Consider the following 12,351-nt stretch of genomic DNA (forward strand, 5'->3'; position numbering starts at 1 on the left):
CGAGCCAGATGCTCCACCCGCCGCATCAGCACCATCGTTCAGGCCGTCCACACGCTGATGACCTGCGGCTATTCAGGATGAAAACGGCTCAGTGACGACAGCGAGCACGACCATTACGTGCAAGTTCGCTGCGAACTCCGCTACACGCCGACACTGGACCTGGATGCTTTGGGAAGCTTCCACTCCTGGTTCTTTTACGACACCGATACGGACCTCGACGGATGGTTCGCTGCCATGGAGGAGCGTCTCGGGCCGCTTCTTGATCGCAGGCTCGCCGGGGTCGACTTGTTCGAGGAACCGGTATAACCGTTTCGGCCGTGGAAGGCCACCTGGCTTCGTCACTCGAGCAGGACGCGCTTGCACAGGAGATCGAAGCCGGCGCGGCCGAACATCTGGCGCTTGAGCATCTTGTTCCTGTTCACGTTGCCTTCGACGACACGGGCTGGTAGCTGCCTTTGTAGCCGAGTGGAACGATCTCCTCACACAGCTTCCAGGCATTGCTGCAGCCTTCGGCCCAGCGATCGTCAAGGTAGGTCTTGTACTCGTCGAGAACGGAGGGACGGTTCTGCCACAGGCCTGTGAAGAGCTCCTCTGGAGTCCCGGCGTCGGCGAGCTGCTTGACGGTGCGGGAGGTCATTCCGGGTTGCCGTGGGATCGAGCGTCGGCGGTGGCCGGCCTCCAGCAGGGCGTGGGCCGCAGCGTGCAGGGCCCGGGTACGGTCGGCGAACCGGTGTCCTCGCAGCCACGGCGAGCCGGACGGGTACGCCGCGGGGACGGGCTCGGATTCTGGCACAGGTTCTGCGAACCGGCGCCGACCCGGTTCAGGCCTACCTCGGAACGAGCCGCCGACCTGCCAGTCCGCCAGGGGCGCCGGCCTCGGTCACCGAGGTTCGGCTTGGTTTCACAGAAGTCGTGCCAGAGCCGCTGAAAGTGAACGAAGCCATTCAGTGGCAGTACAAGTCTTGGCTGGGGCCGTCCCTGCGCGGGCGGGGAGCAGACTTTGTGACCTGCAGGTCTACCGTACATACGGCTTCAGCTGAACCACTTTCACCGAAACCGGCAGACCACTCAACGCCCCCCTCCCTCGCCCTGTTTGCTTCACGGGCAGAACAGGCACGCCTCCGTCTTCTCCACGGAAGACCTCACCTGGGCAGACGGCGGCGCTGACGTCCGTCTGCCCGCAAAGTCACTTCTCACACCAGGCTTTCTCAAGAACGGCAGGGGGTGTGTGACGGCCGGCATCCAGGGCACACGGAGGTGGAGCGGATGGGACCCGCTCTCTTGCCGGGCCTGGGGCCTCCCCCGCCCACAGAGCCCGGCATGGTGAACACCCGGCCCGCACCGGTGGTGGGGTGCGGGCCCACGAGGAGCCCCGGCCCCCTACGGCCGGGGCTCCTCGGCATCCGCCACCACGCACCGGCCTCCGGCCCGCAATCAGCGGTAAGCCGGCCTTGGCCTTGTTCCCCTCCCGTCAGGACGGGGCACGCGGCTGGGCAAAGCTCAGGCAGCACGCCGAACGCGAGGGCCACGCCCGGGTGCCCTACGGGCATCGGCAACGTCGAGTCGGTACCGGTCCTGGATGCCTCGGCGTGGGCCGCTGATCCCTCGTGTCGCCCGACACGTGGTCAGCTTCCTTCATTCACCCCGTCGGTCTGAGCAGGCTCCGTCACGGCGATGTGCCGGATCCGCCCCACCCACGAATCGGGGGTCAGCGAGGCCCAGGCTACCTCGATATCGGCACCGTGAAAGGTGCGGGTGATGTCTGCCAGGGATGTGAAGACCGCCGCCTGGACGTCCTCAACGGCTGCTTCGGGAGGCATGGGAACCTTCCCGCACCCGCCGCCCGAATCATCGGCAGTGAACGTGAAAGGCCACGCGTCCTGTCTCGCCAGCAGGATGATCTCCCTTGGTATGCCGAAAGGAGGCCGCTTCTTCGCCTTGGGTCGTCTCGCCACAGGGCCATCCAAGCCGAACTCGTGCTGACGGTGGAGAGCTTCGAGCCGGACGAAGCATGACGGTCTGATCCTGAGCCGGGAATCTTCGCCCGGGCTTCAGCCACGCGCCGGCACGCCGAAGGCGACCGGCCCGACTGGTGCTCCCGCTCCTCGACGGCGGCCAGGTCCTACCCTGCGGAGCCCCCGCCGCGGGAACGCCGGCGGAGGCTCATGCGCACGCCGTGCGTCAGTCGTGGCAGGGGTCCTCAACGTTGACGGCTTCCATCAGGGCGTCCACGACGTCCGAGAGGCTGTTGCGGTTTTGGTGGGCTGCCCGTTGGCGTTCGGCGCCGTTGCCGATGGCGCGCAGGCGGCCCCAGCCGGCGGTGACCTTATCCAGGTCGCCGTGGTGCAGGAGGGCGGGACGCAGATCTTCCAGCATCCGATCGATGAGCGTGACGGCCGGCACGAGGTGCCGAGTGTGCAGATCCACAGCATCTCCGGTCAGGCCGTCGCGCGCGGCACGCCAGCACGCGGCCCGCAAGAGGTCCGACGGCGGGTGCAAGGCAGGCTTACCCACCTCGATGTCCGCGAGGGCGGTGGCGACGAGGGCCCTGGTGACCGCGGCGAGCAGCACGGTGTCCGCGACGGCAGGTGCGGCGTCGAACGCCCGGATCTCCAGGGTGGGCACATGATGGGAGGGGCGGATGTCCCAGTACAGTCCGCCGCGGTCCATGATGGTTCCGGTCGCCGTGAGGTCCTCGACGAGAGCGTCGAAATGCGCCGTCGAGTCGAAGTGCGGTGGCGGCCCGGCCGCCGGCCACCGGGCCCAGGCCAGGGTACGCCAGCTCGCGTATCCGGTATCCCGGCCCTGCCAGAACGGCGAGTTGGCGGCGAGCGCGATCAACTGCGGGAGTCGGCTGCGCAGGTGGTTGCTGACCAGCAGGGCCAGATCCACGTCGGGGATACCGATGTGCAGATGGCAGGCGCAGATGGTCTGCTCGTCGTCCAGGGCGCCGAACATCGCCACGCTCCGGGCGTACCGGGGGCCGTCGGTCACCTCGAGCGGACCCGGCTGGGGCAGGACGGGGGTACCGCTGGAGACGACAGCCAGGCCGTGCCGTGCGGCGGCGCGCACGATGGCCGTGCGCATGGCGCTGACCTGCTCGGCGAAGGCAGCGAGGCTGGTATGAGGGTCGGTGCGCGCCTCGACCTGGTAGCGGGTGATCTCCGTGGTGACCCGCTCGCCCAGTTCGGCGGCGGCCTCGGACACCACCTTCTGGGCCTCCGGTCTCAGCTCCCTGGTGACCGGGTCGACCAGCAGGTACTCCTCCTCGGCCCCCACGGTCAGGGGCCGTCTGCGCCAGCCTGCTTCAGGCGCGGCGTAGCCGGTGTCCCCACCGGATCCTTCCGGGACGGCGGGTGCCCTTCCTTCACTAGTCACGGTCAGCATCCTGTCACCGACAGCGATACCGAAACCTTTCCTCGGGAGGGACATGCGCGAGCAGGCACACATCCTGATCGCCGGTAGCCGCCTTGGGGAGGAGACAACAACCGCTTGCTTCCCCGCGCGGATGCCGACCCCGCGAAGGCGGACCGGCTCCGGCCGCCGGTACTGCGGCCTCGGGCGTGCGGGCCGTAGAACCCCCCAAGGCCGTAGCCCCCCCAAGGCCGTAGAACTCCCCAAGGACGATGTCCACCGCGCGGCTCATCGGCGTCGGCACCGGGTTTCAGTCGGCTACTGCCGATGTGCCCGCACAGCGGCTGGACGGGCCCCCTGGCCGGGCTGGTACTGCAACGGTGCTTCAAACGTGTTGCGAAAGTGGATCTTGTCATGAGCCCTCGTGGGCGCCTCGGCGCTTCAAGTCGTTGGGCATCGGCGGTCGCCGGCGCTGCGAACGCGCCGAGGATCTCCAAGCGGAGCCCAGGCGCATCCCGTAGCCTTCTACTCAACTTTGACTAGATTGGCGGTATGGGTGAGAAGACCATTCCGATCCTGCCGTGCCGGACTATCCAGCCCGTTCTCGACTTCTATACGACCCTTGGGTTCGAGGTGACCTTCCAGCAGAAGAGCCCCCATCCGTACGCGGCCGTCCAGCGCGGCGGCATACAGCTCCACTTCTTCGCGATGAAGCGGTATGAGCCGGCCGAGTCGTTCAGTACGTGCATCGTCCAGACCGATGACGTCGGCGGGCTCCACGAGAGCTTTCGGGCCAGACTGAAGGCGGCGTACGGGAGAGTACCGAACCGCGGGCTGCCGCGAATCGGGCCGCTGAAGAACACCTCACAGGGCGTGCGGCAGTTCCTCATGACCGATCCGGGCGGCAACTGCCTCCGCATCGAGCAGCGGACGAGCGACGACCAGCATCATCGGCCCGCTCCCGGGGAGACCTTCGCCCGGGCCCTGCACCACGCATCCCTCCTCGCGGATTCCAGGGAGGACCCGGCGGGCGCCGCGAAGATCATCGACCGGGTGCTGCGCCTTCAGGACGAGCGGCCCACGTCTGTGCAACCGCTTCGTCTTCTCGTGCTGCGTGCCTACGTCGCCGATCGCCTCGGGGAGAAAGGTACCGCGGGGTCCGCCCGCCGTCGGCCGAGGCGGTCGCCGGCCTCCTGCGGGCGACGTTCGAGGAGCTCGTGGAGGTCGACCTCCTCGGCGAGCCGGCGCCGCACGTGTACCGGGAGCGGTACGCGCACGGCGGGGTGTCCGGCGGCATGGTCCATCCCGACACGTGGCGACAGAGGTTGCTGCCGCTGCCGGCGGAGCGGGCCGGCAGGCCGCGGGACCCGCGCGCCCCGCTGGTCCGCTGACGGCCCTGAGTGCTGTACGGGCACGGAGTCGGCCCCGCCCGGCCTTCCTACCCGTGCCGCGCGGGAAGCCGTACGTCCACCCGGTACAGCCGGGTGATCTGTTGCGTGAGCTCGTTGTCGTCGCTGGTGAGCAGCAGCCGGACACGGCCCGCGGTGTCGTGGCCGATGACGGTCATGCCCTCGATGTCGTCGACGAGGGGGTGGTTCTGTGGCAGCTTCGACGGGGCGCCCAGCGTCGGGCAGGCGTCGAAGTCGCCGATCGCGGTCTTACGCGCGGGCCGCAGCCCCCGCACCGCCGTCAGCGTCCCGGTCTTCGAGGTGTCGCTCGCGCCCAGCAGATCGGCCACGTAGAGCCGGGCTGTGATCTTGAACTCGCGGGTAAAGCCCCGTTCCAGCACGATCAGCCGCCCGTCCCGGGTCGCGGCGAGCTCGGCGATGCCGTGGCCCGCGTCGACGGGGTACGCGTACTGGCGGCCCAGGACGAACTCTCCCTTCCGGCCCCGTTCCCAGGTCTGGATCCGCTGGAGGGTGCGCTCGCTCGCGTCCTTGCCGTCCCCGGCCAGCGGGCCCTCCAGCGCCGCGACCAGGGTGTGCCCGCCGGACAGGAGGGTGAGGGACTCGAAGGTCTGGTTGGCCGTGGCCCGGCCCTCGGGGGCGATGCGGAAGGCCGGCGGGACCGGCAGGGCCGCCAGGACCCTGCCCGTGCGGTCGTAGCGGAGGACGGCCGGGGCGGTCTCGTCGGTGACGAGGTACGTCCCGTCGCGGTCGACGACCACCGCCTCCGAGTCCAGGACCTTCCCGGCGCCGTCGGTGAGCGGGAGCCGCGATGTGGCGGTGGCGGCCGGGGTGTCCTCGCCGGCCACCTCCAGCCGGTACAGCACCGACTTGTCGGAGACCGCCGCGACCGTCCCGTCCTGGTCGAGGGCGAGCCCCGAGATCCCGCCGACGAGCTTCCCGTCGAGCTGGACCTTGTCCAGCGCGTCGGAGTAACCGGCGACGGACATGTACGGGGAGCAGGCCCGGCCCCCAGGGGCGGGCGCGGCGCCGGCCGTCGGGGCGAGCAGCGCGCAGAGGGCGACGGTGGCCGTCGCGGTGGGGACGAAGGTGCGCAGGCGGCGGGGCATGGAGGCCTTTCCTGGGGGTCCGACCGGTCCGAAGGAGGTGCGGAGGGCTTGCAGACCGTCATATGCCGAATCGAAAGAAAGAGGAAGGGGAGGCGGTGGTCCGGCAACGAACCCGCCAACTCCCGTTCACAAACGCCTCCGGCCACCGCCTCGGCCGGGCCAACGCTCTCAACGAGCCGGGACGTGTGCGATACCTGTTGGGGCGGTACGCGGTGACGCGCGACCTGCACGAGCAAGCCCTGGTCTTGTACCGCGACCTCGGTCACTCTCATGGCGAGGCGGAGGCACTCACCAATACGGGTGCGCTTGTGGCTGAAACGGTCGGCCCCGGCGATGGCCCCGCCATGTATCAGCAGGCCCTGCCTCTTGCCCGTGAGGCAGCGGTTCCTCTGGAAGAGGCGCGTGCGCTCGATGGCCCTGCCCGCTGACAGTTACACATCGTCGATCGCCAGAGAACCATCGGAAATCTGCGTCAGGCACTGGCCATCTGCCGACGCCTCGGTGTCCTCGAGGCGAAACCCGCCGCCGACCTGTCGGCCAGCCCTGAAGCCGAGGCGCCGGACAGCGCCGAGAGGCGAACACCGGCAGGCCGCCCCCCCGCGACAGGCGCCGCGGCAGAGCCGGACGGATCGGTCAGGGCGCCCTTCGGCTCTGCAGGCCGTAACAGGCCCGGGCTGTCTTTGCGACGCCCCGGGGTGCCTCTCGAACCGTGGGCCGGCAGGACTCCGGCGTCGGAGGGGAGGTTTGCCTGGCTCAGATCGGCGCAGACGGTGGGCTGACACAGTCTTTATGCGACGAAGTGGAGAGGCATTATGGGCATCATCGCGTGGATCCTCATCGGTCTGATCGCCGGCGCCATCGCCAAGGCCCTGATGCCGGGCAAGGACCCCGGCGGCATCATCATCACCATGCTCATCGGCATCGCCGGCGGCCTGCTCGGCGGCTGGCTCGGCAAGGTCGTCTTCGGCGTGGACTCCGTCGACGGCTTCTTCGAGATATCCACCTGGATCGCCGCCATCGTCGGCTCCGTCATCCTCCTCGCCCTCTACCGCCTCATCACCGGCAACCGCCACACCCACCGCCACGCCTGACCCACCGAAGGCACAAGCACCACAGCCCCGAACGGCTCCCTCCCCCGTAGCACACGGGACGGGAGCCGTCGGCATGTACGAGCCCGTCCACTCCGGTGGGACCGTCCGTGCCCGGTCTTGAGCCCTGACCTCTCCCTGCCGGCCCCACCGACCCCGCCCAGTACCGACGCTTCCGCCGCACTACACCGAGCGTGACGCGGCGAGCCTCCCGTACAACGCGTGCGCGGTTCAGTGCCTGCCGCCACCCGACCGCCACCGCCCCGGCCGGGCAGTCGGCGAGTCGACTGCCCGGTGCCCCGTCAGGCGGCGGAAACGCCGGAAGCCGCAGCGGTGTCATCGCGCATGCCTGCCCTTGGCCCGCTTCGGCTTCCCCTGCCCCGCCTCGCCCTTCCGGGGGGCCGGCCCGGCTGCTCCCGGACCGGCCGCACGGCCGCGCTGCCGCTTCGAGACGCCAGGAGCCGACGGCGTCCGGCTGTCGACCGCCGCGCCCTCGGAGCCGGCGTCCCGCCGGTCCCCGGTGGACGAGGGGGACCGCGGCGCGGACGCGGAGACGGCAGCGGCTCCGGCCGGCGGAGCGGGCGAGGCGGTCGGGGAGGCCGGCTCGGTCGTGGCGGGGCGCGACGGAAGGGGTACGGCGTTCTCCGCCTCGGCGGACAGCCCGCCCATCGAACCGGCCAGTCCGACGCCGAAGACGGTCAGTGCCGCACCGGCGGTCGCCAGGATCCGACCGGCCCGGCGTGAGGCGGGCCGGTCGGAAGAGGATCGTGCGTGCACCGGCTCGCCGTGTGCAGGGACGGCGGCATCGACGCCGGCGATCCCCAGTGCCGCGCCCGTCCCGTTCGACCTCAGCGTGTCCGGATTCCGCTCGGCGGCGCCGTCCTCGCCCCTCATGGGCGGAGCCGCGAGCACGGAGGGCCCCACGGGCACCTCGGCCGCCCCCGCGAGATCCTCCGATGCCAGGGCGGCCAGGGCGCGCCCACAGGCCCGGGCGTCCGGCCGGCGGCTCTCGTCCACGTCCGTCATGGCTTCCAGCAGTTCGACGGCGGCCGCCGGTATGTCCGGCGGAATGACCGGGGGACGGTTCAGGCGGGCGATCGCAGCCTCCAGCGGCGCCCCGTCGTACTCCAGTTCACCCTTGATCGACTCGATGAGCACCAGTCCCAGGCTGTAGATGTCCGCTGCCGGCCCGGCGGCCCGGCCCAGCACCTGCTCCGGGGCCATGTACGCGGCGGTGCCCACCAGGGCACCCGTCACGGTCTGAGCCGTGGTGCCGAGCAGCCGGGAGATGCCGAAGTCCGTCAGGCGGGGGGTGCCCGCCTCGTCCAGCAGGATGTTGGCGGGCTTGACGTCGCGGTGGACGACTCCGGCCTCGTGCACATGGGCCAGCGCCGAGGCCAGCGCGGCTCCGATGCGGCACGCCTCGGCGGGCGCCAGCGCAGCCGCCGCGATTCGCCGGCGCAGCGTCGTGCCCCTGACCAGTTCCATCACCAGGTAGGGCGTTCCGTCGTCCCGGCCGCAGTCGTACACGGTGATCAGGCCGGGGTGCTGCAGCTGGGCCAGCAGTCGGCCCTCGCTGTCGAACCGCTCCTCCGTGTCGGCGGCACCGTCCGGGCGGAAGACCTTCACGGCGACCGGTCGCCGCAGGCGCAGGTCCATGCCCTCGTACACGTCGGCGGCGCCGCCGCGGCCCAGCAGGTCGTCGAGCCGGTAGCGTCCGGCCACCACGTGGGCGGTGAGCCGGAGGTCCGGTCGGGTCGGCCACGAGCGGACTTTCATCACTGCGCTCCCTGCGTCCTGTTGTTACCTGCCGTCGTCCGCCCGCCCACGTGTGCGCTGCCGATGGCACGCCCGGCCGCGTGGTGGCGAGCACCGTGTGCACGTGTGCCCCCTCAGCCGCCGGGCATCCCCCGGTCCCGCGCACGGCCTCGTGGAAGGAGGGGTGCGCGCCGTTTCGGCATGGTGGATTCATGCGCACTCGATCGGTGCTCGTCTTCGACGGTGCCTGCGGCGCCTGTACGGCGTCCGTCTGGTTCGTCGAACGCCGCCTGCGACCCGACTGCGAGATCGCCCCCGGCAGTTCGCGGATCCGGCCGCGCTGGGCGTGACTCCGGAGCGTGCCGCACACGAGGCGCTCTGGGCGCCCCCGTCCGGCCGGGCGGGACGGCGGCGCCCCGGCGGTCACGAAGATCCTGCTGCGCACGGGCCGGAGACGGACACCGCCGGGGACACTGCTCATGCTGCCCCCAGTGCGGTGGGTCGCCCACGCCGTCTACCGGCTGGTTGCGGACAACCGGAACCGGATGCCGGGCGGGACGGCGGCGTGCGCGGCGCCGGTACGCCGCGGTCGAGGATGACCAGAGCCGGGGTGGCTTGCGGCGAAGGGGGTAAGCGAGGAGGGCACACGACCATCACGTCTGCGAAGGAGACGAATATGACCGACGACGCCTACCTGTTCCTCGTGGACGACCCGGCGACCCCGCTGGGCGCCTCCATCACCGCTGTGGGAGACCTGGCGTGCCTGGAAACGCCCGCCGTACGGGCCTGGCTCGACGCGCACAATGTCACCGCCTCCTCTCCGGGTGTCCGGCTGCTGCCGCCGGAGGAGACGGGCGCCATCCCCGACGGGGCGGAGAAGCTGCCCGTCCCGTTGAGCGACGAGGAGCTGAACCAGCTGCGCCACGCGCTGACGCCGGGCGCCCTGGCACGTGTGGAGGAAGAGCTGCTGGCCTACCGCGACTGCGCGGGCGAGCGGGACGCCCTGCTGGCGCGGGCCACGGCCGCCGGGGTTCCGCCGCACCGCATCGTCGAACTCACCGGCGAGGACGCCCAGACCGTGGCATCGGTGGCGGCGCAGGCGCAGGGCCGTCCGTCGGATCCCGGTCCGCGACGGCGGTGATGGGGAAACATGACAACCGACGAGACGCGCACGAGGCTCCGGCAGTTGGAGGACCGGCTCGGCGAGCGCACCCCGGCACCGATCGAGGGGCAGACCCGCATCCCCCTCCCCCAGGCCGCCCGGACGGAAGACAAGGACGAGGACGAGGGCGAGAGAGCGTGAAAGCCGGGCTCGGAGGAGTGAGGGGTAAGGGTATTTTCTGGATGCCGCAGGCGTAATCGGGGCCCAGACAGTGCACGGACCAGCCCGCCCTGCGCCGGTGATCTGAGTCAGAGATTCGTCGGCAGTAGGCGGCGACTTTGTCAAGGATCTCGTCGACTGTCCAAGAACTGCTATCGGAATGACTTCAAGCGTCTCCAGCAGATGAGTGAGCAAGCGAGGCTGAGGAACGCTTCGTGGATGTCGTCGCGTACTTCCCGGCGGATCCACCGCCGGCGGAACCAGTGCAGGTGGGCAAGGGTCCGCTCGACGACCCATCGGTCGCTGCCGAGGCCTGATCCGTGGGGGACTCCGCGTCGGGCGATGACGGGGCTCACGCCCAGGACCCAGGCCAGACGTCCAGGCACTGGAGCGGACCGCGCCGGTGCTGCCGATGATCCCCGGAGTGCCCGAGCGGCGGAGCTTCGACTATGTCCGCCACGGCACCGTCGACCTGTTCGCCGCGTTGAACACCGCGACCGGCAAGGTGATCACGAAGCTGTCCGCGCAGCACCGTGCCGTGGACTTCCGCGACTTCCGGGACTTCCGCGACTTCCACGACTTCCACGACTTCCACGACTTCCACGACGAGATCGACCGCCAGACCGACAAGGCCCTGGCGGCCCACGTCATCTGCGACAACCTCTCCGCTCACAAGACACCCGTGGTGCACGAGTGGCTCCTCGCACACCCCCGCTTTCAGCTCCACTTCACCCCCGCCTACTCGTCCTGGATCAACCAGGTCGAAAGGTGGTTCGCCGAGCTGGAACGGCGCTGCCTCGAACGCGGAGTGTTCTGTTCACTCGCCGACCTCAAGACCGCACTCGAAGACTGGATCAAGGTCTGGAACGACGAGGCCCCGCCCTTCAAGTGGACCAGGACCGCCGACCAGATCCTCGGCCGCATCTGCCGCTACTGCGACAGGCTCTCCGAGCCAGGTCACTAGGCGGAACCCGACGGAATCCTGAGGATTACGAGCAGGCGCACCGGCGAGGAGGTCTACAGGTGAACAGGAGGCCGCTGGACCGACCGCCCGGTCCCGGAGCCACCGGGCCGGGCGCACCTTCCTCTCACGGCTGTCACAGATCCCAGGGGCACCAGTGATCAACGATCTGATCGTTCTCTGCACCGGTCGGCTCGAGGGCTGCCGCGACTTCTGCAGCGGGCTCGGGCTCACGCTCGTACGCGAGCAGCACGGCAGCGGCCTCGAGCGCTACGCCGCAACGCTCGCGCACGGCGCCGTCCTGGGGCCGTACCCGACCGGCCGCCCGGCCACCGGCCGTCTCCGGCTCGGCCTGACCACACCCGCCGGCGCCGGCGCCACCCAAGGCTGCAGGTTCCGACCGGCCCCGATGACCGCACCATCGTCCTGTCCGTCCCCCATGAGGAGAACCCCATGACCAGCGCAGACGAAGCCCGCTCCGCCGCCGCCCACATCCTCGGCCCCGGAGCCGCGATCGAGACCGCCACCCACCCCGGAGGAAGCCTCTCCCTCACCGTCACCCTGGGTGACCACACCGTCGTCATCGACGGACACCCCGAGACCGGCTGGGGATGGAGCATCGACCCGGACGAGACGAGCGGATCCGCTGGGCACGACCGCACCGCCGACACCCTCGACGACGCCCTGCACGCCGCGCGTACGGCCCTGGCCGCCTGACCGGCTGCCGTCGCTCGCAAGGAAACGGCCGACGGGCCCAGTCCGAAGACCGCCCCCGAAGGCGGCGAACAAGCCCCGTCGGCCGGCAGGCTCCCCAGAGCAGAACCAGTCACTCCTGGTAGCCACCGGCAGCCCGCCCCTCCGCCCGGCCGGAACGGCATCAGCTCCGCCGAGAATCCGCGCTGGGGCCGTCACCCGGATCGGCCCTCACCTGCTGGTAGGCGGGGGCGCGGCCTGGAGTTCGAGCCGTCAGCCGCGGCCGCGTTCGCCTTGAGGCTCACCTCGTCGAGGTATCGACACCACTGCGGAGGACCGCGGGTCGTCCCGATGTTCCGCAGACTGCACGCCCGGTCAGCCCGATCTGCCCTATCGGCCGATGCCTACGCTGGCTACGGTGCGGAATGCGGCCGACTCCTACGCCGTTCTCGCCGGTCACTACGACCCGGTCATGACTGCCGGGTATAAGGCTACGGCGCGCCTGCCCCTGCACGTCCTGAATGTCCTGGCCCGTGTCGCCCGACTACGCCGAAGCCTCGGCCCCTGTGCTGGGGGCGAACCCGCTCCCCTGTTCGGCGAACACCCTGATCGCGGCGCCCAGGAACCCCACCAGCCCAGGGTGGTAGGAATCGTGGAAGGC

General features: G+C 70.3%; 13 protein-coding genes and 4 pseudogenes. 10 read left to right on the forward strand and 7 right to left on the reverse strand.

Annotated elements, in window-relative coordinates:
* Positions 1 to 81: pseudogene (locus ACFYUZ_RS38835) on the forward strand (IS5/IS1182 family transposase); the annotation flags it as partial.
* A 337-nt stretch (positions 82 to 418) separates the two neighbouring features.
* Here ACFYUZ_RS38835 and ACFYUZ_RS38840 read toward each other — a convergent pair.
* The 3 genes from ACFYUZ_RS38840 to ACFYUZ_RS38850 all read right to left on the reverse strand — a co-directional run bounded on the left by ACFYUZ_RS38840 (position 419) and on the right by ACFYUZ_RS38850 (position 3,387).
* Entirely contained in the window at positions 419 to 637 is a 219-nt protein-coding gene (locus ACFYUZ_RS38840; protein WP_389317833.1) for a hypothetical protein, read from the reverse strand.
* A gap of 988 nt (positions 638 to 1,625) precedes the next feature.
* Positions 1,626 to 1,955 carry a hypothetical protein gene (locus ACFYUZ_RS38845; RefSeq protein ID WP_389317836.1) on the reverse strand — a complete coding sequence of 110 codons (330 nt, stop codon included), beginning with the start codon at positions 1,953 to 1,955 and terminating at the stop codon, positions 1,626 to 1,628.
* 226 nt (positions 1,956 to 2,181) lie between these two features.
* Positions 2,182 to 3,387, reverse strand: a complete 1,206-nt coding sequence (locus ACFYUZ_RS38850; RefSeq protein WP_389317838.1) for a glutamate--cysteine ligase — start codon at positions 3,385 to 3,387, stop codon at positions 2,182 to 2,184.
* A gap of 519 nt (positions 3,388 to 3,906) precedes the next feature.
* Between ACFYUZ_RS38850 and ACFYUZ_RS38855 the strand changes: the two are divergent.
* Together ACFYUZ_RS38855 and ACFYUZ_RS38860 are read left to right on the forward strand one after the other, a co-directional pair.
* Positions 3,907 to 4,560, forward strand: a pseudogene (locus ACFYUZ_RS38855) (bleomycin resistance protein); the annotation flags it as partial.
* 11 nt (positions 4,561 to 4,571) lie between these two features.
* Positions 4,572 to 4,745 carry a hypothetical protein gene (locus ACFYUZ_RS38860; protein ID WP_389317868.1) on the forward strand — a complete coding sequence of 58 codons (174 nt, stop codon included), beginning with the start codon at positions 4,572 to 4,574 and terminating at the stop codon, positions 4,743 to 4,745.
* A gap of 47 nt (positions 4,746 to 4,792) precedes the next feature.
* On the opposite strand, the gene ACFYUZ_RS38865 is transcribed toward ACFYUZ_RS38860, so the two are convergent.
* Positions 4,793 to 5,869, reverse strand: a complete 1,077-nt coding sequence (locus tag ACFYUZ_RS38865; RefSeq protein WP_389317841.1) for an esterase-like activity of phytase family protein — start codon at positions 5,867 to 5,869, stop codon at positions 4,793 to 4,795.
* Positions 5,870 to 6,054: 185 nt separating this feature from the next.
* On the opposite strand from ACFYUZ_RS38865, the gene ACFYUZ_RS38870 reads away from it, so the two are divergent.
* Both ACFYUZ_RS38870 and ACFYUZ_RS38875 read left to right on the forward strand, forming a co-directional pair.
* Entirely contained in the window at positions 6,055 to 6,297 is a 243-nt protein-coding gene (locus ACFYUZ_RS38870) for a hypothetical protein (RefSeq protein ID WP_389317844.1), read from the forward strand.
* A gap of 384 nt (positions 6,298 to 6,681) precedes the next feature.
* Positions 6,682 to 6,960, forward strand: coding sequence for a GlsB/YeaQ/YmgE family stress response membrane protein (locus ACFYUZ_RS38875; protein WP_389317847.1), 279 nt, complete (start codon positions 6,682 to 6,684; stop codon positions 6,958 to 6,960).
* Positions 6,961 to 7,293: 333 nt separating this feature from the next.
* Here the strand turns inward: ACFYUZ_RS38875 and ACFYUZ_RS38880 are convergent, their stop codons facing one another.
* Positions 7,294 to 8,736, reverse strand: a complete 1,443-nt coding sequence (locus tag ACFYUZ_RS38880) for a serine/threonine-protein kinase (RefSeq protein WP_389317850.1) — start codon at positions 8,734 to 8,736, stop codon at positions 7,294 to 7,296.
* 191 nt (positions 8,737 to 8,927) lie between these two features.
* Here ACFYUZ_RS38880 and ACFYUZ_RS38885 point away from each other — a divergent pair.
* From ACFYUZ_RS38885 to ACFYUZ_RS38895, 3 genes and pseudogenes are all read left to right on the forward strand, one after another.
* Positions 8,928 to 9,314, forward strand: a pseudogene (locus tag ACFYUZ_RS38885) (thiol-disulfide oxidoreductase DCC family protein).
* 77 nt (positions 9,315 to 9,391) lie between these two features.
* On the forward strand, positions 9,392 to 9,856 hold the full coding sequence (locus ACFYUZ_RS38890; protein WP_389317853.1) for a DUF6003 family protein: 465 nt from the start codon (positions 9,392 to 9,394) through the stop codon (positions 9,854 to 9,856).
* Positions 9,857 to 9,865: 9 nt separating this feature from the next.
* On the forward strand, positions 9,866 to 10,018 hold the full coding sequence (locus tag ACFYUZ_RS38895; protein WP_389317856.1) for a hypothetical protein: 153 nt from the start codon (positions 9,866 to 9,868) through the stop codon (positions 10,016 to 10,018).
* Positions 10,019 to 10,188: 170 nt separating this feature from the next.
* On the opposite strand, the pseudogene ACFYUZ_RS38900 reads toward ACFYUZ_RS38895, so the two are convergent.
* Positions 10,189 to 10,395 (reverse strand): annotated as a pseudogene (locus ACFYUZ_RS38900) (IS5/IS1182 family transposase); the annotation flags it as partial.
* A gap of 26 nt (positions 10,396 to 10,421) precedes the next feature.
* Here ACFYUZ_RS38900 and ACFYUZ_RS38905 point away from each other — a divergent pair.
* Positions 10,422 to 11,000: an IS630 family transposase gene (locus ACFYUZ_RS38905; protein WP_389317865.1), complete on the forward strand. Its 579-nt coding sequence runs from the start codon at positions 10,422 to 10,424 to the stop codon at positions 10,998 to 11,000.
* Positions 11,001 to 11,133: 133 nt separating this feature from the next.
* Here the strand turns inward: ACFYUZ_RS38905 and ACFYUZ_RS38910 are convergent, their stop codons facing one another.
* The gene (locus ACFYUZ_RS38910) at positions 11,134 to 11,289 is read right to left on the reverse strand and encodes a hypothetical protein (RefSeq protein WP_389317859.1); all 156 of its coding nucleotides are present in this window, start codon (positions 11,287 to 11,289) and stop codon (positions 11,134 to 11,136) included.
* A gap of 161 nt (positions 11,290 to 11,450) precedes the next feature.
* Here ACFYUZ_RS38910 and ACFYUZ_RS38915 point away from each other — a divergent pair, with 161 nt between their 5' ends.
* A complete protein-coding gene (locus ACFYUZ_RS38915) occupies positions 11,451 to 11,714 on the forward strand; it encodes a hypothetical protein (RefSeq protein WP_389317862.1) in 264 nt (87 codons plus the stop codon).
* The last annotated feature ends 637 nt before the right edge of the window (positions 11,715 to 12,351 follow it).

The sequence above is a fragment of the Streptomyces sp. NPDC004266 genome, assembly GCF_042874095.1.
Lineage (GTDB): Bacteria > Actinomycetota > Actinomycetes > Streptomycetales > Streptomycetaceae > Streptomyces.

Excerpts from the sequence above, each read along its gene's own strand:
- ACFYUZ_RS38895 (WP_389317856.1), top strand. The coding sequence starts at position 9,866 with ATGACAACCGACGAGACGCGCACGAGGCTCCGGCAGTTGGAGGACCGG.
- ACFYUZ_RS38915 (WP_389317862.1), top strand. The coding sequence starts at position 11,451 with ATGACCAGCGCAGACGAAGCCCGCTCCGCCGCCGCCCACATCCTCGGC.
- ACFYUZ_RS38880 (WP_389317850.1), bottom strand. The coding sequence starts at position 8,736 with ATGAAAGTCCGCTCGTGGCCGACCCGACCGGACCTCCGGCTCACCGCC.
- ACFYUZ_RS38840 (WP_389317833.1), bottom strand. The coding sequence starts at position 637 with ATGACCTCCCGCACCGTCAAGCAGCTCGCCGACGCCGGGACTCCAGAG.
- ACFYUZ_RS38875 (WP_389317847.1), top strand. The coding sequence starts at position 6,682 with ATGGGCATCATCGCGTGGATCCTCATCGGTCTGATCGCCGGCGCCATC.
- ACFYUZ_RS38850 (WP_389317838.1), bottom strand. The coding sequence starts at position 3,387 with ATGCTGACCGTGACTAGTGAAGGAAGGGCACCCGCCGTCCCGGAAGGA.
- ACFYUZ_RS38865 (WP_389317841.1), bottom strand. The coding sequence starts at position 5,869 with ATGCCCCGCCGCCTGCGCACCTTCGTCCCCACCGCGACGGCCACCGTC.
- ACFYUZ_RS38890 (WP_389317853.1), top strand. The coding sequence starts at position 9,392 with ATGACCGACGACGCCTACCTGTTCCTCGTGGACGACCCGGCGACCCCG.